Origin of the sequence: Ramlibacter sp. AN1133, assembly GCF_037890035.1 — a bacterium.
Lineage (GTDB): Bacteria > Pseudomonadota > Gammaproteobacteria > Burkholderiales > Burkholderiaceae_C > Ramlibacter.
Window position 1 is genome coordinate 22,174 of the sequence record NZ_JBBKTQ010000029.1, and the last position, 21,971, is coordinate 44,144.

Annotated in this window: 18 protein-coding genes; 14 read left to right on the forward strand and 4 right to left on the reverse strand. The window is 70.0% G+C overall.

Annotated features, from left to right (window positions below; genetic code table 11):
• Nucleotides 1-55: 55 nt before the first annotated feature.
• Complete coding sequence (gene purH, locus WG923_RS26300; RefSeq protein ID WP_340353988.1) at nucleotides 56-1,648, forward strand: bifunctional phosphoribosylaminoimidazolecarboxamide formyltransferase/IMP cyclohydrolase; 1,593 nt, start codon at nucleotides 56-58, stop codon at nucleotides 1,646-1,648.
• A gap of 184 nt (nucleotides 1,649-1,832) precedes the next feature.
• On the opposite strand, the gene hemL is transcribed toward purH, so the two are convergent.
• Together hemL and thiD are read right to left on the reverse strand one after the other, a co-directional pair.
• Nucleotides 1,833-3,140, reverse strand: coding sequence for a glutamate-1-semialdehyde 2,1-aminomutase (hemL, locus tag WG923_RS26305; RefSeq protein WP_340353989.1), 1,308 nt, complete (start codon nucleotides 3,138-3,140; stop codon nucleotides 1,833-1,835).
• Nucleotides 3,124-4,047 carry a bifunctional hydroxymethylpyrimidine kinase/phosphomethylpyrimidine kinase gene (gene thiD, locus WG923_RS26310; RefSeq protein WP_340353990.1) on the reverse strand — a complete coding sequence of 308 codons (924 nt, stop codon included), beginning with the start codon at nucleotides 4,045-4,047 and terminating at the stop codon, nucleotides 3,124-3,126. The genes hemL and thiD overlap by 17 nt, the downstream gene beginning before the upstream one ends.
• A 92-nt stretch (nucleotides 4,048-4,139) precedes the next feature.
• On the opposite strand from thiD, the gene WG923_RS26315 reads away from it, so the two are divergent.
• The 7 genes from WG923_RS26315 (at nucleotide 4,140) to WG923_RS26345 (ending at nucleotide 14,588) form a co-directional block, all read left to right on the forward strand.
• The gene (locus WG923_RS26315; protein WP_325110073.1) at nucleotides 4,140-4,313 is read left to right on the forward strand and encodes a rubredoxin; all 174 of its coding nucleotides are present in this window, start codon (nucleotides 4,140-4,142) and stop codon (nucleotides 4,311-4,313) included.
• 74 nt (nucleotides 4,314-4,387) lie between these two features.
• Nucleotides 4,388-4,768 carry a response regulator gene (locus WG923_RS26320; protein ID WP_340353991.1) on the forward strand — a complete coding sequence of 127 codons (381 nt, stop codon included), beginning with the start codon at nucleotides 4,388-4,390 and terminating at the stop codon, nucleotides 4,766-4,768.
• 21 nt (nucleotides 4,769-4,789) lie between these two features.
• Complete coding sequence (locus WG923_RS26325; RefSeq protein WP_340353992.1) at nucleotides 4,790-5,155, forward strand: response regulator transcription factor; 366 nt, start codon at nucleotides 4,790-4,792, stop codon at nucleotides 5,153-5,155.
• 30 nt (nucleotides 5,156-5,185) lie between these two features.
• A complete protein-coding gene (locus WG923_RS26330; protein ID WP_340353993.1) occupies nucleotides 5,186-5,716 on the forward strand; it encodes a chemotaxis protein CheW in 531 nt (176 codons plus the stop codon).
• A gap of 21 nt (nucleotides 5,717-5,737) precedes the next feature.
• Nucleotides 5,738-7,993, forward strand: coding sequence for a methyl-accepting chemotaxis protein (locus tag WG923_RS26335; RefSeq protein WP_340353994.1), 2,256 nt, complete (start codon nucleotides 5,738-5,740; stop codon nucleotides 7,991-7,993).
• 97 nt (nucleotides 7,994-8,090) lie between these two features.
• Nucleotides 8,091-14,102, forward strand: coding sequence for an Hpt domain-containing protein (locus tag WG923_RS26340; protein ID WP_340353995.1), 6,012 nt, complete (start codon nucleotides 8,091-8,093; stop codon nucleotides 14,100-14,102).
• 123 nt (nucleotides 14,103-14,225) lie between these two features.
• Nucleotides 14,226-14,588 carry a PA2779 family protein gene (locus WG923_RS26345; RefSeq protein WP_340353996.1) on the forward strand — a complete coding sequence of 121 codons (363 nt, stop codon included), beginning with the start codon at nucleotides 14,226-14,228 and terminating at the stop codon, nucleotides 14,586-14,588.
• An 18-nt stretch (nucleotides 14,589-14,606) separates the two neighbouring features.
• Here WG923_RS26345 and WG923_RS26350 read toward each other — a convergent pair whose 3' ends face one another.
• Nucleotides 14,607-16,061, reverse strand: coding sequence for a cryptochrome/photolyase family protein (locus WG923_RS26350; RefSeq protein WP_340353997.1), 1,455 nt, complete (start codon nucleotides 16,059-16,061; stop codon nucleotides 14,607-14,609).
• A 19-nt stretch (nucleotides 16,062-16,080) separates the two neighbouring features.
• Here WG923_RS26350 and WG923_RS26355 point away from each other — a divergent pair, with 19 nt between their 5' ends.
• The 6 genes from WG923_RS26355 (at nucleotide 16,081) to WG923_RS26380 (ending at nucleotide 20,714) form a co-directional block, all read left to right on the forward strand.
• Nucleotides 16,081-16,677, forward strand: a complete 597-nt coding sequence (locus WG923_RS26355; protein WP_340353998.1) for a YqgE/AlgH family protein — start codon at nucleotides 16,081-16,083, stop codon at nucleotides 16,675-16,677.
• Nucleotides 16,670-17,092: a Holliday junction resolvase RuvX gene (ruvX, locus tag WG923_RS26360; RefSeq protein ID WP_340353999.1), complete on the forward strand. Its 423-nt coding sequence runs from the start codon at nucleotides 16,670-16,672 to the stop codon at nucleotides 17,090-17,092. The genes WG923_RS26355 and ruvX overlap by 8 nt, the downstream gene beginning before the upstream one ends.
• Nucleotides 17,089-17,610: a bifunctional pyr operon transcriptional regulator/uracil phosphoribosyltransferase PyrR gene (gene pyrR, locus WG923_RS26365; protein WP_340354000.1), complete on the forward strand. Its 522-nt coding sequence runs from the start codon at nucleotides 17,089-17,091 to the stop codon at nucleotides 17,608-17,610. Before ruvX ends, pyrR begins: the two co-directional genes overlap by 4 nt.
• A 17-nt stretch (nucleotides 17,611-17,627) precedes the next feature.
• Nucleotides 17,628-18,599 (forward strand): aspartate carbamoyltransferase catalytic subunit, encoded by a 972-nt coding sequence (locus WG923_RS26370; protein ID WP_340354001.1) that lies wholly within the window; start codon nucleotides 17,628-17,630, stop codon nucleotides 18,597-18,599.
• A complete protein-coding gene (locus WG923_RS26375; protein WP_340354002.1) occupies nucleotides 18,596-19,891 on the forward strand; it encodes a dihydroorotase in 1,296 nt (431 codons plus the stop codon). The genes WG923_RS26370 and WG923_RS26375 overlap by 4 nt, the downstream gene beginning before the upstream one ends.
• An 85-nt stretch (nucleotides 19,892-19,976) precedes the next feature.
• The gene (locus WG923_RS26380; RefSeq protein WP_340354003.1) at nucleotides 19,977-20,714 is read left to right on the forward strand and encodes a lysophospholipid acyltransferase family protein; all 738 of its coding nucleotides are present in this window, start codon (nucleotides 19,977-19,979) and stop codon (nucleotides 20,712-20,714) included.
• A gap of 69 nt (nucleotides 20,715-20,783) precedes the next feature.
• On the opposite strand, the gene WG923_RS26385 is transcribed toward WG923_RS26380, so the two are convergent.
• Complete coding sequence (locus tag WG923_RS26385; protein WP_340354004.1) at nucleotides 20,784-21,908, reverse strand: ABC transporter ATP-binding protein; 1,125 nt, start codon at nucleotides 21,906-21,908, stop codon at nucleotides 20,784-20,786.
• Nucleotides 21,909-21,971 lie beyond the last annotated feature (63 nt).

Here is a 21,971-nt window from a genome sequence, read left to right on the forward strand (position 1 = left end):
TGACCTTGCGGGACTGGCCGGAAGCGGCCAGAGGCCGCGCTGCACTGGCCCCAACATGAACGCACTGATCTCCGTCTCCGACAAGAGCGGCATCGCCGAACTTGCCCGCGCCCTGCACGACCTCGGCGTGCGCCTGATCTCCACCGGCGGCACCGCGAAGCTGCTGGCCGACCAGGGCCTGCCCGTCACCGAGGTGGCCGAACTCACCGGCTTTCCCGAGATGCTGGACGGCCGCGTGAAGACGCTGCACCCCAAGATCCACGGCGGCCTGCTGGCGCGCCGCGACCACCCGGACCACATGGCGGCCCTGCACCGCCACATGATCCACACGATCGACATCCTGGTCGTCAACCTCTATCCGTTCGAGAACACCGTGGCGCGCGCGGGCTGCACGCTGGAGGACGCGATCGAGAACATCGACATCGGCGGGCCGGCCATGGTGCGCAGCGGCGCCAAGAACTGGAAGGACGTGGCGGTGCTGACCGACGCCTCGCAGTACCAGCCGGTCCTCGACGAACTCAAGGCCTCGGGGCAGCTGTCCCAGAAGACGAAGTTCGCGCTGGCGGTGGCCGCCTTCAACCGCATCAGCAACTACGACGCGGCGATCAGCGACTATCTCTCCTCGCTGCAGGGCCCCGGGTCCGGCCCGGAGCAGGCTCCTTCGCGTTCGCTGTTCCCGGCCCAGGCCAACGGCCGCTTCGTCAAGCTGCAGGACCTGCGCTATGGCGAGAACCCGCACCAGCAGGCCGCGTTCTACCGCGACCTGTACCCGGCGCCCGGCTCGCTCGCGGTGGCGCAGCAGCTGCAGGGCAAGGAGCTCTCGTACAACAACATCGCCGATGCCGACGCGGCATGGGAATGCGTCAAGAGCTTCGCCACGCCCGCGTGCGTGATCGTCAAGCACGCCAATCCCTGCGGAGTGGCCGTGGGCAAGGATCCGCTGGAGGCGTATTCCAAGGCCTTCCAGACCGACCCCACGTCGGCCTTCGGCGGCATCATCGCCTTCAACCGGCCGCTCGACGGCGCCGGCGCGCAGGCCGTGAGCAAGCAGTTCGTCGAGGTGCTGATGGCGCCCGACTTCGCGCCCGAGGCGCTCGCGGTGTTCGCCGGCAAGGCCAACGTGCGGCTGCTGAAGATCGCGCTGCCGCCGGGCGGCGCCACCGCCTGGGATCGCGGCCAGAACCTGATGGACATCAAGCGCGTCGGCTCGGGCCTGCTGATGCAGACGGCGGACAACCACGAGCTCTCGCTCGGGGACTTGAAGTGCGTGACGAAGAAGACGCCCACCAGCGACCAGCTCGAGGACCTGCTGTTCGCCTGGAAGGTGGCCAAGTTCGTCAAGTCCAACGCGATCGTGTTCTGCAAGGACGGCATGACGATGGGCGTCGGCGCGGGGCAGATGAGCCGGCTGGATTCGGCGCGCATCGCGAGCATCAAGGCGCAGCACGCGAAGCTGTCGCTGCAGGGCACGGCGGTGGCCAGCGACGCGTTCTTCCCCTTCCGCGACGGCCTCGACGTGGTGGTGGACGCCGGCGCAACCTGCGTGATCCAGCCGGGCGGCTCGATGCGCGACCAGGAAGTGATAGACGCCGCGAACGAGCGCGGCGTGGCGATGGTGTTCAGCGGAGTGCGGCACTTCCGGCATTGAGGCCGGGGCGCCTGATGGGTCGTGAAAGCCGAACAGCCGGACGCAGAGGACGCAAAGGGTACGCAGAGGACGCAAAAAGGACAAAGAAAACTTCAGAAGGTTTTCTTTTGCGTCCTCTGCGTACCCTTTGCGCTCTCTGCGTCCGGTTGTCCGCTTTTCTCGGCGGCCAGTCCGGCCGCAGCGTTCAGGCCAGCGTGCGGAACACGTCCCGCGCCGCCTGCACCGTCTGCGCGATGTCTTCTTCGCTGTGCGCGGCGCTCACGAAACCCGCTTCGTACAGCGCCGGCGCGATGTACACGCCGCGATCGAGCAGGCCGTGGAACAGCCGGCCGAACTTCGGCGCGTCGCTCTGCATGACGCTCGGGTAGTTCTGCGGCAGCTCGGGCAGCAGGAAGAAGCCGAACATGCCGCCTTGGCAATCGGCGGCGAAGGGGATGCCCGTTTCCACCGCCGCGGCCTTCAGGCCCTCGACCAGCGTGCGCGTCTTCTGCGCCAGCGCCGGGAAGAAGCCGGGATCGGAAATCTCCTTGAGCGTGGCGAGGCCGCAGGCCGTGGCCACCGGGTTGCCCGAGAGCGTGCCGGCCTGGTAGACGGGGCCCAGGGGCGCGAGGCGCTCCATGATCGCGCGCGGGCCGCCGAAGGCCGCCAGCGGCATGCCGCCGCCGATCACCTTGCCCATCACCGTGAGGTCCGGCTGGAAGCCGGGAATGGCCTTGGCGTAGACGCTCTGCGCGCCGCCCAGCGCCACGCGGAAGCCGGTCATCACCTCGTCGAGCACCAGCAGCGCACCGTGCTGCGTGCACAGCTCGCGGCAACGCTGCATGAAGGGCACGCTCGCGCGCACGAAGTTCATGTTGCCCGCGATCGGCTCGATGATGATGCAGGCAATCTCCTTGCCGTGCGTGGCGAAGGCTTCCTCGATCTGCTGCAGGTTGTTGTACTCGAGGACCATCGTGTGCTGCACCACCTCCGGCGGCACGCCGGCGGAAGTCGGATGCCCGAAGGTGGCCAGGCCCGAGCCGGCCTTCACCAGCAGCGCATCGGCGTGGCCGTGGTAGCAGCCCTCGAACTTGACGATGCGGCTGCGCCCGGTGGCGCCGCGCGCCAGCCGGATCGCGCTCATCGCCGCCTCGGTGCCGGAACTCACCAGGCGCACCATCTCCACGGAAGGAACGTGCCGGGCGATCTCCTCGGCCAGTTCGATCTCGCGCTCGGTCGGCGCGCCGTACGAGAAGCCTTCCTGCACGGCCTGCTGCACGGCTTGCAGCACGCGCGGATGGCCGTGGCCCAGGATCATGGGACCCCAGGAGCCGATGTAGTCGATGTACTTCGTGCCGTTGGCGTCCCAGAAGTACGCGCCCTGCGCGCGCTGCACGAAGCGGGGCGTGCCGCCGACGGCGCGGAAGGCGCGCACGGGCGAGTTCACCCCGCCGGGGATCAGGGCGCGGGCGCGCTCGAACAGTTGCTGGTTGCGGTCAATGCTTGGTGTCATGGGCGGGCATGTCGAAGGCTGGGGGGGTGTCGGTGTCGTCGTCGGCGTCCTCGGCCTCCGGCTGGGCCCAGAACAGGCGATCGGGCACGACGTGGCCCATGCCGGGGCGGAAGCCGCCGTCGAGGCAGCGATCCAGGTAGGCGAGCGCCTCGGTGGCCGCCGCGGCGAGGTCGGCCCCGCCGGCGATCAGGGCGGCCAGGGCCGCCGCCAGCGTGTCGCCGGCGCCGGAGAACACGGCGTCGAAACGCTCGAACTTCTCGCTGGCCAGCACCGCCTGCGGCGTGGCCAGCACGTTGTCGATGAACTGGTCCGGCAGCGGAATGCCGGTGACGAGCGTGTACGGTACCCCCATCTCCGATGCGGCCTTGGCGAGGTCGCGGGCGGTCGGACTGCGCTCGTTGCTCCATTCCGGCAACAGCCAGCGCCACAAGGTGCTGTGGTTTCCAACCAACACGGTTGTCTGGGGAAGCATCAATTCGCGAAAAGCGTCTTCGTACAGGTCCGCCGGGCCTTCGTCCCACCAGGACAACGCCGGCATGTACGAAATCACCGGCACGTCGGGGTAGTCGGCGGCGATCTCCGCGATGGTGCTCAGGGTCTCGGGCGAGCCCGCGAAACCGACCTTGATCACCTGCACCGGCACGTCCTCGAGGATGGTGCGCGCCTGCTCCGCGACGGCGTCCTCGTCGAAGGCGAAGTGGTCGAAGATCTCGCCGGTGTCGCGCACATACGCGCCGCACACGATGGGAAGGGGATGTGCGCCCACGGAAGCGATCGCCGTGACGTCCGCGGAGAGCCCGCCGGCTCCGCTCGGGTCGCTCGCGTTGAACACCATCACGCAGGCCGGTCCGGAGTCTTCGGCTTCGGGCTCGGAGGGCCGTGTTTCGATGGGTGTGGAATTAGTCATGGCCCGGGGAATTTCACTGCCGAAAGCCCGACCGAGGATAGTCAACTGGCCTAGCTAGAATCGTTGCATTCTATTCGAACCCCCTATAAGCTGTGACTGATAGCAAAACGTGGATGTGTCTGATTTGCGGCTGGATTTACGACGAGGCCGCCGGCGCTCCTGAACATGGCATCGCCCCGGGCACCCCGTGGGCCCAGGTGCCCATGAACTGGACCTGCCCCGAATGCGGGGCGCGCAAGGAAGACTTTGAAATGGTCCAGATCTGAAAGATCGGGCCGCGCGGCAGGGACTCGAGGGATGCCGCAAGCCATGAGCAGTTGGAAATGAGGAGCAGCGTCAATTGAGCACCACTGGACTGAAGGTGCTGGTGATCGATGACAGCAACACGATCCGGCGCAGCGCGGAGATCTTCCTGAAGCAGGGCGGCCACGAAGTGATGCTGGCCGAGGACGGGTTCGATGCGCTGGCCAAGGTCAATGACTACCAGCCCAACCTGATCTTCTGCGACATCCTGATGCCGCGCCTCGACGGCTACCAGACCTGCGCGATCATCAAGCGCAACGCGAAATTCGCGAGCACCCCCGTCGTCATGCTGTCCTCCAAGGACGGCGTGTTCGACAAGGCGCGTGGCCGCATGGTCGGATCGCAGGACTACCTGACCAAGCCCTTCACGAAAGACCAGCTGCTGCAGACGGTGCAGCAGTTCGGCACGCCGAAGTAAAGAACAAAGGAGAGATGACCCATGGCCATCCGCAAAGTACTCGTTGTGGACGACTCGAAGACGGAACTGATGTTCATGACCGACCTGTTGCAGAAGAACGGGTTCTCGGTCCGCACCGCGGAAAACGCGGATGACGCGTTCCGCCGCCTGGGCGAGGAAAAGCCCGACCTGATCCTGATGGACGTCGTGATGCCCGGCCAGAACGGCTTCCAGCTCACGCGCGCCATCACGCGCGACCCGAACTTCGCCGACGTGCCGATCATCATGTGCACGAGCAAGAACCAGGAGACCGACCGGGTGTGGGGCATGCGCCAGGGCGCGCGCGACTACATCACCAAACCGGTGGACGCCTCCGAGCTCATGGCCAAGATCAAGGCCCTGGGTTGAGGCGGCAGGCAAGCAGTACCCCCTGACGCCATGGCCAACCGCGAAGCCCTCCGCGAGCTGCAAAGCCGGCTCGCCAGCCGGCTGCAGGCTGCCCGTTCGCAGGGCGCGCAGGCCGGCTGGCTCGCGGTCGAAGCCGCGGGCCGCAAGTACCTGTTCCCGCTGAGCCAGGCCGGCGAGATCTTCCCCTTCGCCGCGCCGCAGGCCGTGCCGTACACGCACCAGTGGTTCCTGGGCGTCGCCAACCTGCGCGGCGGCCTCTACGGCGTGGTGGATCTCGCGAGCTTCGTCAGCGGCCAGCCGCCGGCGCAGCGCTCCGACCAGGCACGCGCCGAGTCCCGACTGATCGCGCTCAACGCGCTGCTCGAGATCAACTGCGCGCTCCTCGTCGACCGCCTGGCGGGCCTGCGGAACACCGACGCCTTCACCGCCTCGAACGAGGCCCCGCCCGGGTCCCCGGATTATTTCGGCAGCGGCTACACCGATGCCAGCGGCGCGTTCTGGCAGGAACTGAACCTCCAGGCGCTTTCGCAGCAACCCCAATTCCTGAGCATCAGCGCTTAGTCCCTTGTCGAAGGCAGCATCATGTCCGCTTTTTCCCTGAAGAACCTCTTCGCCCGGAAGCAGTCCGAGGAGGCCGACCCGTCGGTCACGCAGGAACTGAGCCTGGCGATGCCCGATGCGTCCACGGCGAGCATCGAGGCCGGGAGCACCGTCAACGCCAGCGACCCCGACAGCATCGACGATTCGATCGTCGAGGAAGTCGACGAAGCGGAACTGGTCTCGGTCCCCCTGCTGGGGCGCCGCAGCACCACCACGCACCAGCGCGTCCTGTTCGGCGCGCTTGCCGTGTCGCTGTTCGCGCTGGGCTCCATCGCCTTCATCGCGGTGCGCGAGTCGGATCGCGTCGCGCAGCAGGTGGCCGGCACCGGCCAGTCGCTGATGCAGTCGCAGCGCCTCGCCAAGTCGGTCTCGCAGGCCCTGATCGGCAGCCCGCAGGCCTTCCCGGACGTGAAGGAATCGGCCACCTCGCTGGCGCAGACGGTGCGCGGCCTCAAGGACGGCAACGAGGAACTGCGCCTGGTGGCCGTCACCTCCGACCTGCAGCCGGACATCCAGAAGATCCTGCCGCTGATGGAGCGCGCCGAGAAGAACGCCAAGACCGTGATGGCGCAGGAGAAGATCCTGACGCAGGTGGGCGCGGCGCTGCGCACCATCAACCGCCAGTCCTCGGACCTGCTGGAAATCGCCGAGACGGTGTCGTCGCTCAAGCTGCAGCAGGGCGCGCCCGCCGCCGAAATCTCCGCCGCCGGCCAGCTCGTGATGCTGACGCAGCGGATCGGCAAGTCGGCCAACGAATTCCTGACCATGGAAGGCGTGTCGCCGGAAGCCGTGTTCCTGCTGGGCAAGGACCTGAACTCGTTCAAGGAAATCGCGCAGGGCATGCTGGAAGGCAGCCCCGAGCTGCGCCTGGCCGCGGCCCGCGACGAACAGACCAAGGAGCGCCTGAAGGCCCTGCTGGACCTGTACGAGCAGACCCGCACGCAGGCCGGCGCCATCCTGGGCAACCTGCAGGGCCTGGTGTCCGCGCGGGAAGCGCAGGCCTCGATCGTCCAGGACTCCGAACCGCTGCGCAAGAACCTGCAGGAACTGCAGGACAAGCTGTCGGCGCAGACCGGCCTGAACTTCTGGGCCCTGGTGTCGCTGGTGATCGCCGCCGGCTTCGCGATCGCCTGCTCGGTGGGCCTGGCCTACGTGCAGCTGCTCGATAGCCGCCGCCGCCAGGAACGCGCCGAATCGCAGCGCCAGGAAGCCGAGCGCCAGGAGCAGGAAGCCAAGCGCGTCAACGACGCCAACCAGGCGGCCATTCTGCGGCTGATGAACGAACTGCAGTCGGTCGCCGAGGGCGACCTGACGCAGGAAGCGACCGTGACCGAGGACATCACCGGCGCCATCGCCGACTCGGTGAACTACACGGTGGAAGAACTGCGCCAGCTGGTGGGCGCCGTGCAGAACACGGCGACCAAGGTGGCGCAGACGACGGCGCAGGTGGAATCGACCTCCACCGAGCTGCTGGCGGCTTCGACCGAGCAGCTGCGCGAGATCCGCGAGACCGGCCAGTCGGTGCTCGACATGGCCATGCGAATCAACCAGGTGTCCGGCCAGGCGCAAGAGTCCGCCCAGGTGGCGCGCCAGTCGCTGAAGGCCGCCGAACAGGGCCTGACCGCCGTGCAGAACGCCATCGGCGGCATGAACGCCATCCGCGACCAGATCCAGGAAACGTCCAAGCGGATCAAGCGGCTGGGCGAATCCTCGCAGGAGATCGGCGAAATCACCGAACTGATTTCCGACATTACCGAACAGACGAACGTGCTGGCCCTGAACGCCGCCATCCAGGCCGCGTCGGCCGGTGAAGCCGGCCGCGGCTTCTCGGTGGTGGCGGAAGAAGTGCAGCGACTGGCCGAACGCTCGGCGGACGCGACGCGCCAGATCTCGGCGCTGGTGAAGGCCATTCAGACCGACACGCAGGATGCCGTGGCCGCCATGGAGCGCTCCACGCAGGGCGTGGTGGAAGGGGCCAAGCTGTCCGACAACGCCGGTACCGCGCTGACCGAGATCGACCAGGTGTCGCGCCGCCTCGCCGACCTGATCGAACAGATCTCGCAGTCCGCCAGCCGCGAAGCCGAATCGGCCAACGTGGTGGCCGGCAACATCCAGCACATTTTCGCGGTGACGGAGCAGACCGGTGAAGGCACGCGGTCGACGGCGCAGCAGGTGCGTGAACTCACTCGGATGGCCGAGGAACTGCGCCAGTCGGTGTCCAGATTCAAGATTGCGTGATCAGCCCGGGGGCCTAGGGGCTAGGGACCAGGGGCTAGGGAAACAGCCCCCGCCCGCCACCCTAGCCCCTAGTCCCTAGGCCCTAGCCCCTTACCCCATGCAAGCAGCCCAAGAACTCGATCTGGCGAACAACGACCTGGGCCCCCTGGCCTGGGTGCTGGACGAACTGCGCAAGTCCCTCGAGTCGGCCTCGTCCGCGCTGCGGCGTTTCGTGCGCGACGCCGCGCAGGCGCGCGGCCAGGACATGTCCTCCATCGACAACGGCCAGCTGCGCATCGCGCGCCAGCACATGCACCAGGCCGTCGGCGCGCTGGAGATGGTGGGGCTCGGCGCCCCCGCGCACATGCTGCGCAGCATGGAAGCGGCGGCGCAGAAGTTCGTCGAGCGCCCCGAGCTGTGCACCGAAGCGGCCGCCGCGAAGGTGGAGCGCGCCGGCTTCGCGCTGGCCGAGTACCTCGAAGCCCTGCTGGGCGGCAAGAACGTCTCGCCCGTGTCGCTGTTCGTGCAGTACAAGGAAGTGCAGGACCTCACCGGCGCCGACCGCGTGCATCCGGCGGACCTGTGGGGCTCGGACTGGCGCTGGAACGACTTCCAGGCGCCGGCCACCGCGCAGTCGCTCACCTACGACCCGGCCGTGCGCGCGCGCATGGACCAGGCGGTGCTCAAGATCGTCAAGACGGCCGATCCGGCCGCGGGCCGCGAACTCGCAGCGGTGAGCCTCGGCCTCGCCGCTTCCGAGACCGCGCGCCAGCCGCGGGTGTTCTGGAAGGCCGCCGCCGGCTACTTCGAAGCGCTCTCCCTGGGCCTGCTGCCCGCGGACGTCTACGTCAAGCGCGCCGCTTCGCGCGTGCTGCTGCAGTACGCCTCGCTCGCCAAGGGCGACAGCAACGTCTCCGAGCGCCTGGCGCAGGACCTCGTCTTCTTCTGCGCGCAGGCCGTGCCGCCGCGCGCCACCGATGCGCCGGCGCTCGCCGCCGTGCGCCTGGGCTATGGCATCGCCGACGCGAAGCCGGTGGACTATTCCAGCAGCCCCTTCGGCCGCTTCGATCCGGTGCTGCTCGCGCAGCTGCGCAAGCGCATCGCCACCGCCAAGGAAACCTGGTCCGGCCTCGCCGGCGGCGACGCGCACAAGCTCAAGGGCGTGCGCGAGCAGTTCGCCCACCTGAGCGAAACGCTGGTGAAGCTCTATCCGGCCAGCGAACCGCTCGCCAAGGGCCTGGCCGCGGCGATCGATACCGTGGCCACCACCGCCAAGGCGCCCAGCGCCGAACTGGCGATGGAAGTCGCCACCGCGATCCTGTACCTGGAAGCCGCCTTCCAGGACCTGGACCCGAACGACCAGCAGCTGGCCGAGCGCACCGCGCGGCTGGCCGACCGCCTGAAGAAGGTGGTGCAGGGCGGCGCACCCGAGCCGCTGGAGCACTGGGTCGAGGACCTCTATCGCCGCGTCAGCGACAAGCAGACCATGGGCAGCGTGGTCGGCGAACTGCGCGGCACGCTGGGCGAGCTGGAAAAGCTGCTGGACCAGTTCTTCCGCAACACCGCCGACAAGGGGCCGCTGCGCGACGCGCCGGGCTTCCTGGCGCAGATGCGCGGCGTGCTCTCGGTGCTGGGCCTGGACCAGGCCTCGCAGGCCGTGCTGCGCATGCGCGACGCCGTCGAGAGCATCATCGTCACCGAGATCGACGACGAGCAGGCGCGCGGCGCCGGCACCTTCGAGAAGCTCGGGAACAACCTGGGCGCGCTCGGCTTCCTGATCGACATGCTGAACTACCAGCCCTCGCTGGCGAAGAAGCTGTTCGTGTGGGACGACGTGCAGGGCGAGCTGCGGCCGCTGATGGGGCGCGAGGCCGAGCCGGTCGCGCCCGCGCCGCCGCTGCCTGCGGCGCCGCAGGTGCAGCCGGCGCCCGTCGCCGCCGTGCCCGTGGTGCCCGCGCCGGCGCCCGTGCAGGCGCAGGCCGCGATGGCCGCGCCCGCACCGGTCGTCACGGAAGAAGACGAAGGCGACGCCGAACTGCGCGAGATCTTCCTGGAGGAAGCGCGCGAAGTGGTCGGCAACGGCCTGGCGGCGATCGCCGCCCTGGCCGAGGACCCGCGCAACCTCGCGGACATGACCACCCTGCGGCGTGCCTTCCACACGCTCAAGGGCAGCTCGCGCATGGTCAAGCTCAACGAGTTCGGCGAGGCCGCGTGGGCGATGGAGCAGGTGCTCAACACCTGGCTGGCCGACCAGAAGCCGGCCAGCGAGGACCTGCGCTCGCTGGCCACCGACGCGCTCGAAGGCTTCGGCCGCTGGATCGAGGCGATCGCCACGCACGCCGACGGCGCCTGGAAGGCTTCGGACTTCCGCACCGCCGCGGACGCGATGCGGCTGCACAACCAGTTGCAGCCGGTCGCGATGCCCGCGCCCGGGGGCCTGGAGGAAGCGGCCGCCGCCGTCGAGGAAGTGCTGCGCGCCGAACCGGCGCTGGAACTGCCCGAGCTGGCCGCCGCCATCGAGGCCCCGATCGAGCTCGCGCCGCAGGCGCCGGTCGCGCCCGTGCTGCCGGACCCTGGCTTCACGCTCGACCTGGACGCGCCGGCCGAAGCCGCCGCCACGAGCGAGCCGGCGTTCGAATTCCCGGCGGAGGAAGCCAAGGAGTCGGCCTTCGACTTCGACTTCACGGCGCTGGACAAGGTGGATGCGGCGCCCGTCCTGGCGACACCCGAGATCACCGTGCAGGAATTGAGCGCGGACGAACTGCCGCCCGAATTCGCCGAGCTCGGCGCCACGATGATCATGCCGCGCGAGCAGGCGAGCGAGGCGGCGCCGGCGCCGCCCGAGGACCTGCCGGAACTCGCGTCGACGGCCATCCTGCCGCGGCTCGATCTCGAGCCGCCCAAGCCGGCCGAGGAGCCGATGCTGGAGATCGAAGGCATCGACTTCTCCAGCCTGTCGGCCGTCGCCGGCCCCGCGCAGGAGGTGGCCGCGCCGCATGGCGACGCCGCACCGAGCAACGACTTCGTCTTCGAGCTGCCGGCGGAACCCTTCGCCGACGCGCCCCTGCAACTGGAGCCGGAACCGGAGCCCGAAACCGAACAGGCCGCCGCCGCCAAGCTCGACGAGCAGGTGAAGGTGATCGGCGACCTGCGCATCGGCATCCCGCTGTACAACGTCTACCTGAACGAGGCCGACGAGTGGTCGCGCCGGCTGGTCACCGAGGTCAGCGAGTGGACGCTGCAGATGTCGGACCGCGTGCCCGACTCCACCGTGGGCTGGGCCCACGCGCTGGCCGGCAGCTCCGCCACCGTGGGCTTCCAGGCGCTGTCGGACATCGCCCGCGCGCTCGAAGGCGCGCTGCAGCACACGCAGTCGCTCGCCGAGGGCACGCCGCAGCACGCCAGGACCTTCACCGGCGCCGCCGAGGAAGTGCGCCGCCTGCTGCACCAGTTCGCCGCCGGCTTCCTGAAGGAGCCCGATGCGCGCCTGCTGCAGGAACTGCACGACCTGAAGGAATTCGAGGGCGAGGCGCGCAGCGAGGCGGCCGAAAGCTGCTTCGACGAGAACGATCTCGACTTCACGGCTCTCGAGCCCGCCGAAGAGCCCGTGCAGCACGCCGAGCCCCTGCAGCCTGCCGCGCCCGTGCGCGGGCCGGTCGCCTCCGTCCTGCCGCCCGCCGCGCTGGCGCCGCTGGTGAAGGTGCAAGGCGAGGAGGAGCTCGACGTCACCGACGCGATCGACCCCGACCTGTTCCCGATCTTCGAGGAAGAGGCCGCCGAGCTGATGCCCCAGCTGGCGAGCGGCCTGCGCGCCTGGGCCGCCCACCCCGACCACCGCGAGCCGCGCGACCAGGTCCTGCGCGCGCTGCACACCCTGAAGGGCAGTGCCCGCCTGGCCGGCGCGCTGCAGCTCGGGGAGCTGGCGCACCGCATGGAGTCCGAGGTGGAATTCCTCGGGCACGAGAACGTGGCCGCGGTCGACATCGAGGCCCTGCTGCAGCGCTTCGACGCGATGCAGGCGCGCTTCGACACGCTGCGCGCCACCGGTGGCTTCGCCCCGGCGGAGCCGCAGGCGGAGGAAGCCGCGCCCGTGGCCGTGGAGCCCGCGGCGCCGGCGGAGCCGCTCGCGCCGGTGATCGAGCCCAAGGCCGTCGAAGCGATCGTGCCGGCGCCGGCGCAAGCCGCGCCCGCGCAGCCCGCCGCGCCGGTCGTGAGGATGCCGATCGCGGCGCCGGTGCAGACCGCGCTCACGCCTTCGCGCCAGGCCTCCAACCAGGCCGTGCGCGTGCGCTCGCAGCTGCTGGACCGCCTGGTGACGCAGGCCGGCGAGGTGATGATCACGCGTTCGCGGCTCGAATCCGAGCTGCGCCAGCTGCGCGGCTCGCTCGGCGACCTCACCGGCAACCTGGACCGCCTGCGCGGGCAGCTGCGCGAGATCGAGGTGCAGGCCGAGTCGCAGATGCAGTCGCGCATGGCGCAGGCGAAGGACACGGCCAGCGGCTTCGACCCGCTCGAATTCGACCGCTTCACGCGGGTGCAGGAGCTCACCCGCCTGATGGCCGAATCGGTCAACGACGTGGCGACGGTGCAGCGCAACATCCAGCGCGTGGTGGAAGCCACCGAAGACGACCTGATCGCGCAGGCGCGCCAGACGCGCGAACTGCAGCGCGACCTGCTGCGCACGCGCATGGTCGAATTCGACGGCATCTCCGAGCGCCTGTACCGCGTGGTGCGGCTGGCCGCCAAGGAAACCGGCAAGCAGGTGAAGCTGGACGTCGTGGGTGCCTCCATCGAGATGGACCGCGGCGTGCTGGACCGCATGACGCCGGCCTTCGAACACCTGCTGCGCAACTGCGTCGCCCACGGCATCGAGTCGCCGCAGCAGCGCGCCGCGCTGGGCAAGGACGCCACCGGCCGCATCGTCGTGCACGTGCGCCAGGAGGGCAACGACGTCTCGGTGGAATTCCAGGACGACGGCGCCGGCCTCGACCTGCCCCGCATCCGCGACAAGGCGGTGCAGCAGGGCCTGATCGCCCCCGACCAGCAGATCAGCGGCCAGGAAGCGGCCAACCTGATCTTCCTGCCCGGCTTCTCGACCGCCACGCAGGTGACGGAACTCTCCGGCCGCGGCGTCGGCATGGACGTGGTCCGCAACGAGGTGAACGCGCTGGGCGGCCGCATCGAGACGACGACGGAAGCCGGCCGCGGCACCACCTTCAAGCTGGTGCTGCCGCTGACCACCGCGGTGACCCAGGTGGTGATGGTGCGCTCCGGCAAGCTCGCCATCGGCGTGCCGGCCAACCTGGTCGAACTGGTTCGCCGCGCGGGCCAGGAGGACGTGCAGAAGGCCTATGCCACCGGCACCTTCGAGTTCGGCGGCGAGCAGCTGCCCTTCTTCTGGTCCGGCGCGCTGCTGCAGTCCTCGCCGCGCAGCGCGGAAGTGCAGGGCAAGACGCTGCCGGTCGTGATCTTCCGCTCCGCGGCGCAGCGCGTCGCGGTGCACGTCGACGAAGTGCTGGGCAACCAGGAAGTGGTGGTGAAGAACCTCGGGCCGCAGCTGGCGCGCCTGCCGGGCCTGGCCGGCATGACCGTGCTGGCGTCCGGTGCCGTGGTGCTGATCTACAACCCGGTGGCGCTGATGCAGGTGTATGGCGAGCTGGCGCGCCAGATGGGCGCCGAGCGGGCCGAAGCCGCGAAGGCGGAGCGCGCGGGCCAGCCGGTGAAACCGGCGACGGTGGCGGCGGCCCCCACCGTTCCCCTGGTGCTGGTGGTGGACGACTCGATCACCGTGCGCCGCGTGACGCAGCGCCTGCTGGCGCGCGAAGGCTACCGGGTCGCGCTGGCGGCCGACGGCCTGCAGGCCCTGGAGCGGCTGGCGGAGGAACTGCCGGCGGTGGTGCTGTCCGACATCGAAATGCCGCGCATGGACGGCTTCGACCTGGCCCGCAACATCCGCGCCGACGAGCGCCTGAAGCATCTGCCGATCGTGATGATCACCTCGCGGATCGCCGAGAAGCACCGCGAGCACGCCAAGGAACTCGGCGTGAACCACTACCTGGGCAAGCCCTACTCGGAAGAGGAACTGCTGGGGCTGGTGAAGCAGTATTCGCAGGCGGCGGTGACGGCGTAAGCATGCATTCACTTGCTGCGGGCCGCGAGCAGCCTGCAGCAAGTGAAGGGAACTGTTACGCCGGCCGCATGCGGCCGTCCCGCTGTGCTGCCCCTAGGATGAGCCACCTTCCGGAGGTGACACATGCGAACGGCTGGCCAGCACCGAACCCCACTCCTTGCGGTCCTTCTCGCCGCGGCGCTCGCGGCGCCCATGCCGGCCGCCTGGGGCGGGATGATCGACGCCGAAGCGCTCGCCGCGGGCAGCCCCGCGCAGGCGGACCGCGCGAAGGTGCAGGCCTTCCTCGAGCGGGCCGACCTGCGCGAGCGGCTGCAGGCCATGGGCGTCAGCGGACTGAGCGCTTCGCACCGCGTGGCGGCGATGACCGATGCCGAAGTCCACGTGCTGGCGCAGCGCATCGACGCGCTGCCCGCCGGCGGCGCCCTCAGCGACCGGGACATCCTGATCATCGTCGTGATCGCGGTCATCGTCGCGATCCTGATCTGAGAGGCCGAGGCCCGCCGCTCAGCCCTTGACGGCGGCGTAGCGCGCCAGCGTCTGCTCGCGCGCCTGGGCATGGTCCACGACGGGCCGTGGATAGTCCTGGCCCAGTGCGATGCCCGCGGCAGCGAGATCGACCGGCCTGGCTTGCCACGGCGCATGCAGCAGCGGCGCCGGCAGGGCGCCCAGTTCCGGCACGTAGCGCCGGATGAACTCCCCCTGCGGATCGAACTTCGCGCTCTGCGTCACCGGGTTGAAGATGCGAAACCACGGCTGCGCGTCGCAGCCGGAGGAACTCGCCCACTGCCAGCCGCCGTTGTTCGACGCGAGCTCGTAGTCGTCCAGCCGCTCGGCGAACCAGCGCTCGCCGCGGCGCCAGTCCAGACCCAGGTCCTTGCACAGGAAGCTCGCCGTCACCATGCGCAGGCGGTTGTGCATGAAGCCGGTGGTGTTCAACTGCCGCATGGCGGCGTCGACCAGCGGGTAGCCGGTGCGGCCTGCGCACCAGGCCGCGAAGCGTTCCTCGGCCTGCGGACCCTGTTCCCACGCGATGCGGTCGTAGGCCGGACGGAAGCTCTCGCCGCGGCCCACCTGCGGGAAGTTGGCCAGCACCTGGAAGTAGAACTCGCGCCACACCAGCTCCTTCAGCCAGGTGGCGGCGCCTGGGCCCTCCCGCCCACGCGCCTCACGCACCAGCTGGCGGCTGGAGATGGTGCCGAAGCGCAGGTGCACGCCCAGCCCGCTGGTGGCCGCCAGCGCGGGCCGGTCGCGGTCGGCGTCGTAGCGGGCTATGCGCTGCAGGAAGGAGCGCAGTGTCTCCTCCGCACCGGCGCTGCCCGGCAGCACGCCCGTCGCGCGCAGGTTGGTCGCAGCGAAGCCGAGTTCCGCCAGCGTCGGCATGTCCCTGTCCCATCCGGCCGGACGGGGGGCGAGCCGCTGCGCTCGCGCGGCGACCTCGAACGGCGCCAGGTCCGCATCGTCCACCCGCGCCAGCCAGGCCCGCGCATAGGGCGTGAAGACCGAATAGGGCTGGCCGGCCTGCGTGCGGACCTCGCCGCGTTCGAACACCACGTGGTCCTTGAAGGTGTGGAGGGCGATCCCGGCCGCTGCGAGCCGCTCGCGCACCCGGGCGTCGCGCGCCAGCGCCGCCGGTTCGTCGTCGTGGTTGGCGAACACCGCCTGCACGCCCAACCGGGCGGCCAGCCGCGGAATGGCCTCGGCGGCATCCGCATGCACGGCGATCAGGCCGCGCCCGGGGCCGCCGAGCGCGCGCAGCTGCGCGTCGAGCGCAGCGGCCGACGCGCGGATGAATTCGACCCGCCGGTCGGCGCGCGGCAACCCCTCGAGGATCGCGGTGTCGAACACGAAGGCGGCATGCACCATCGCGCAGGCGCGCAGGGCTTGGTGCAGGGCGGCATGGTCGTCCGCGCGCAGGTCGCGGCGGAACCACACCAGCCCCGCGGGATAGGGGGTGGACATCGCCCGTAAAATACCAGCCATGGGCGACGAAGCTCCGATGAACCTGACGCACCACTTCCTGATCGCCATGCCGGGCCTGCAGGACGCGTCCTTCGCGCGCTCCGTGGTGTACCTCTGCGAGCACAGCCCCAAGGGCGCGCTCGGGCTCGTGATCAACAAGCCCACCGACATCAACCTCAAGAACCTGTTCGAGAAGGTGGACCTGCCCCTGGGCCGGACGGACCTGGCCGCCACCCCGGTGCTGCAGGGCGGGCCGGTGCAGACGGAGCGCGGCTTCGTGCTGCACGAGGCGGTGCACGCCGAAGGCGCGGACGAGAGCGAATCCGTCTACGCCTCCACGATGACCATTCCCGGCGGGCTGGAAATGACCACGTCGAAGGACGTGCTGGAAGCGATCTCCACCGGCGCCGGCCCCCGCAAGCTGCTGGTGACGCTCGGCTACTCCGCCTGGGGCGAGGGCCAGCTCGAATCGGAACTGGCCGAGAACAGCTGGCTCACCGTGGGCGCGGACGCGAGCGTGATCTTCGACACCCCCATCGAGGAGCGCTACGAAAAGGCGCTGTCGCTGCTGGGGCTGCAGTCCTGGATGCTGTCGCCGGGCGCGGGGCATGCCTGAAAGCCCGCCGTCGCCCGCCGTTCCCGCGCAGTTCCAGACTTTTCTCGCTTTCGATTTCGGCCTCCGGCGCACCGGCGTGGCGGTGGGCAACCGCATGCTGCGCACGGCCACTCCCCAGCCCACGATCCGTGCCGACGGCGCGGATGCGCGCCTGGCCGCCGCCGAAGCCCGCGTGCGGGAATGGCAGCCCGATGCACTGGTGGTGGGCGTGCCCTTCCACCCCGATGGCGCGAGCCACGAAAATACCCTCCGGGCGCGCAAGTTCGCGCGGCAGCTGCGCGGGCGCTGCGGCAAGCCGGTCTACGAAGTGGACGAGCGCTACAGCACCACGGAAGCCCTCTCGAGCGGCGCGCGCGACGCCGACGCGGGTGCTGCCTGCGTCATCCTGGAACAATTCCTGAGGAGCCTGCCTTGACACCCGCATCCGCCAATTCCGGCGCGCTGTTCCTCGACGCCGAGGGCCTCTACCGCGAGCTGCTGCACGGCGTGCAGCGCCTGCTGCAGCCGGACACGCAGCTGGTCGGCATCACGTCCGGCGGCGCCTGGCTGGCCGAGCGCCTGCAGAAGGAGCTGGGTCGCCCGGGCGAAGCCGGCGTGATCTCGTCGGCCATGCACCGCGACGACTATGCGCGGCGCGGCCTCTCGGCCACCGCGCAGACGAAGCTGGATTTCGACGTCAACGGCGCGCACATCCTGCTGCTGGACGACGTGCTCTACACCGGGCGCACGATCCGCGCCGTGCTCAACGAACTGTTCGACTACGGGCGGCCCGCGAAGGTGCTGCTGGCGGTGCTGGTGGACCGCGGCGGCCGCGAGCTGCCGGTGCAGGCCGACTACGCCGCCGCGCGCGTGAGCCTGCCGGCCACCCAGGCGCTGGCGCTGGCGCGCGATGCCGGTGGCCTGTTCACCTTCGCGGTCGAGACGGCGAGCTGACTTCCAGAACCAGACTCATGCTCTACAAACGAAACCCGCAACTGAACAAGAACGGAGAGCTGATCCACCTGCTCTCCATCGAGGGGCTGCCGAAGGACATCCTGACGCACATCCTCGACACGGCGTCCAACTTCGTGAGCATCAGCGACCGCGAAGTCAAGAAGGTGCCTCTCTTGCGCGGCAAGAGCGTGTTCAACCTGTTCTTCGAGAACAGCACGCGCACGCGCACCACCTTCGAGATCGCCGCCACGCGCCTGTCGGCCGACGTGATCAACCTGGACATCTCGCGCTCCTCGGCCTCCAAGGGCGAGACGCTGCTGGACACGATCGCCAACCTCTCCGCGATGGCCGCCGACATCTTCGTCGTGCGGCACAGCGAGTCGGGCGCGCCCTACCTGATCGCGCAGCACGTGGCACCGCACGTGCACGTGGTCAACGCCGGCGACGGCCGCCATGCCCACCCGACGCAGGGCCTCCTCGACATGTACACCATCCGCCACTACAAGAAGGACTTCGCCAACCTCACGGTGGCGATCGTGGGCGACGTGCTGCATTCGCGGGTGGCGCGCTCGGACATCCACGCGCTGACCACGCTCGGTTGCGCCGAGGTGCGCGTGGTCGGCCCCAAGACCCTGGTGCCCGGCGACATGGCGAACATGGGCGTGCGGGTCTTCCACTCGCTGGAAGAGGGCATCCGCGACTGCGACGTGATCATCATGCTGCGGCTGCAGAACGAGCGCATGAGCGGCGCGCTGCTGCCGTCCTCGCAGGAGTTCTTCAAGCGCTACGGCCTCACGCAGGAGCGCCTGACGCTGGCCAGGCCCGATGCGATCGTGATGCACCCGGGCCCCATCAACCGCGGGGTGGAGATCGATTCGGAAGTGGTGGACGGCAAGCAGAGCGTGATCCTGCCGCAGGTGACCTTCGGCATCGCGGTGCGCATGGCGGTGATGGGCATCGTCGCCGGCAACGTGCGGGAGGCGGCATGAAGATCCTGATCAGGGGCGGCCGCGTGATCGACCCGGCGCGCCAGTTCGACGAGACCTGCGACGTGGCGCTGGCCGCAGGCCGCGTGCTCGCGGTGCGCAACATTCCGGAGGGCTTCAGCCCCAACCGCGTGATCGACGCCGCCGGCTGCATCGTCGCGCCCGGCCTGGTGGACCTGGCGGTGCGCCTGCGCGAGCCGGGCCACGAACACGAGGGCATGCTGGAAAGCGAGATGGCCGCCGCGGTGGCCGGCGGCGTCACCTCGGTGGTGTGCCCGCCCGACACCGAACCGGTGCTGGACGAGCCGGGCCTGGTCGACATGCTCAAGTTCCGCGCCGAGAAGCTGCACCAGGCGCGCGTGTTCCCGCTCGGCGCGCTCACGCGCAACCTCGCGGGCGAGGAACTGACCGAGATGGCGGAGCTCACCGAGTCCGGCTGCATCGGCTTCAGCCAGGCGGAGGTGCCGCTGCAGAACACCCAGGTGCTGCAGCGCGCCTTGCTCTACGCATCGACCTTCGGCTACCCGGTGTGGCTGCGGCCGCAGGACTATTACCTGGGCAAGGGCGTCGCCGCCAGCGGGGCGCTGGCCACGCGGCTCGGCCTGCCCGGCGTGCCGACCGCGGCCGAAACCATCGCGCTGCACACCATCTTCGAGCTGATGCGCATCACCGGCGCGCGCGTGCACATCTGCCGCATCAGCAGCGCCGCGGGCGTGGCACTGGTGCGGCAGGCCAGGCAGGAGGGCCTGAAGCTCACCTGCGACGTCAGCATCAACTCGCTGCACCTCACCGACGTCGACATCGGCTACTTCGATTCGCGCATGCGCCTGAACCCGCCGCTGCGGCAGCAGCGCGATCGCGACGCGCTGCGGGCCGGCCTGGCCGACGGCACCATCGATGCGCTGGTGTCGGACCACACGCCGGTCGACGAGGACGCCAAGACGCTCCCCTTCGCGGAGGCGGAGGCCGGCGCGACGGGGCTGGAACTGCTGCTGGGGCTGGCGCTCAAGTGGGGCGAGGAGGACGGCGTCGGGCTCATGCGCGCGCTCGGGGTGCTCACCAGCGAGCCGGCCCGCGTGCTCGGCTCCTCGCTCGGCACGCTGCAGGCCAGCGCCGGCCAGCTGCTCGATGGCGGCGTCGCGGACGTCTGCATCTTCGACCCGAAGGGCGCGTGGCGGGTGGAGCCGGCGCGCCTGCGCAGCCAGGGGCGCAACACGCCGTTCGCGGGGCACGAGTTGCCGGCGTCGGTGCGCTACACCATCGTCGGCGGCCAGGTGGCCTACGAGGCAAGATGATGGCCCCCACGCTTGTCACTTCGTGGACTGCGCTGCCTCCCGCGGGGGCGGCAGCCGCCTTGGGGCGGCCCGGCGGCGGCTGCACTTGAGGCACCTGCGCGCGTTGTGGCGCCTGTGGCGCGCGGTGCTGCATGCGCTCGCCGGCTGGCTGACCATCACGCTGCTGTTCCCGCGCTGGGACCAGCAGCGGCGCGATGCCACCGTGCAGGCCTGGGCGCAGCGCATGCTGCGCGTGCTGGGCATCCCGCTGCACGTGAGCGGCGAGCCGCCGGTGCAGGGGCCCATGCTGCTGGTGGCCAACCACATCTCCTGGCTCGACATCCTCGTGATGCACGCGGCGCGGCATTGCCGTTTCGTGTCGAAATCGGACGTGAAGCACTGGCCGCTGATCGGTACGCTGGCCACCGGCGGCGGCACGCTCTACATCGAGCGCGAGAAGCGGCGCGACGCGATGCGCGTGGTTCACCACATGGCCGAGAGCCTCAAGCGCGGCGAGATCGTCGCGGTGTTCCCGGAAGGCACCACCGGCGACGGCGACACGCTGCTGCCCTTCCATGCCAACCTGGTGCAGGCGGCGATCTCCGCGCAGGCCCCGGTGCAGCCGGTGGCGCTGCGCTTCGTCGACCGGCGCACCGGCAGGAACAGCCCGGGGCCGCTCTACCTCGGCGACGACTCGCTGTTCACGTCGCTGTGGCGCACGCTGGCGGGGGCGCCGTTCGTGGCGCACGTGCGCTTCGGCGAGCCGCAGCGCGACGAGGGGCGGGACCGGCGGCAGTGGGCGCACGAGCTGCATGCGGTCGTGGACGCGTTGAGGAAATCGTAGGCTGGCGGCGGAGCGCCAGCGCAACCCCGGCGCTTCGCGCATCGCTGGGGTTCCTTCGCCACCACCAGACTACAGGACCCCGGGCGTGGAAGTCGGGAACGACGCGATCGGCGGCGCCGCGGCCGCCGACTCGCGCTGGAACGTGACCACGTGGTCCACCTGGGCGCGGATGCCGATCCACTCGCCGATGCGGTGGTCGTGGTGGCTGGGCACGTGGGCGAGCAGGGTGTCGCCGGAGGCCAGCTGCAGCGTGTAGAGGAATTCGGAGCCGCGGAAGGCCTTGCGCACGATCTGCGCCTTCACCGGCGCGTCGTCGTCGTGCACGATGTCGTCGGCGCGCAGCAGCACCTCGCACTGGCCGAAGCCGAACGCCGAAGGCAGCACGCATTCGGAGCCGTCGGTCAGCGGCCCCAGGGCGGTGTGCACCACCACCTGGTCGCCCACGCGCTTGAGCGTGGCCGGCGCGAACACGCCGTGGCCGATGAAGTCTGCGACGAAGCGCGTGGCCGGCCGGTGGTACAGCGTGTACGCGTCGTCCCACTGGTGCAGCCGGCCCTCGTGCATCACGCCGATCACGTCGCCGATCGCGAAGGCCTCGAGCTGGTCGTGCGTGACGAACAGGGCCGTGGCCCCGGCCGCCTTCAGGATGCCGCGGATCTCGTGCGCGAGCCGCTCGCGCAGGTCCACGTCGAGGTTGGAGAAGGGCTCGTCGAGCAGCAGCAGCTGCGGCCGCGGCGCCAGTGCCCGCGCCAGCGCGACGCGCTGCTGCTGGCCACCGGAGAGCTCGTGCGGCATGCGCTTCTCCGTGCCTTCCAGGCCGACCAGGCCCAGCACCTCCTCCACGCGCGCCTTGCGCTCGGCGCGCGACAGGCGCCGCTCCAGCCCGAAGGCCACGTTGCGCTGCACGTCCAGGTGCGGGAAGAGGGCGTAGTCCTGGAACACCATGCCGATCTGGCGCAGCTCGGGCGGCACGTTCACGGTGCCGCTCGCGACCTGCGAGCCCGAAATCAGGATCTGGCCCCCGCTCGCCGGTTCCAGCCCCGCCACGGCGCGCAGCAGCGTCGTCTTGCCGCAGCCGGAAGGCCCGATCAGCACCCCGATCTCGCCGGCGCGCAGGCCCAGCGACACGCCTTCGACGGCCGGGCGCGGACGCCCCGGGTAGCGGACGCTCAGCAGGCGCAGCTCGAGATGCATGCGACGATTCTAGTTGCATACAATTCTCATTCACTTGACGAATGACAAGCGCCCCCCGGCGCT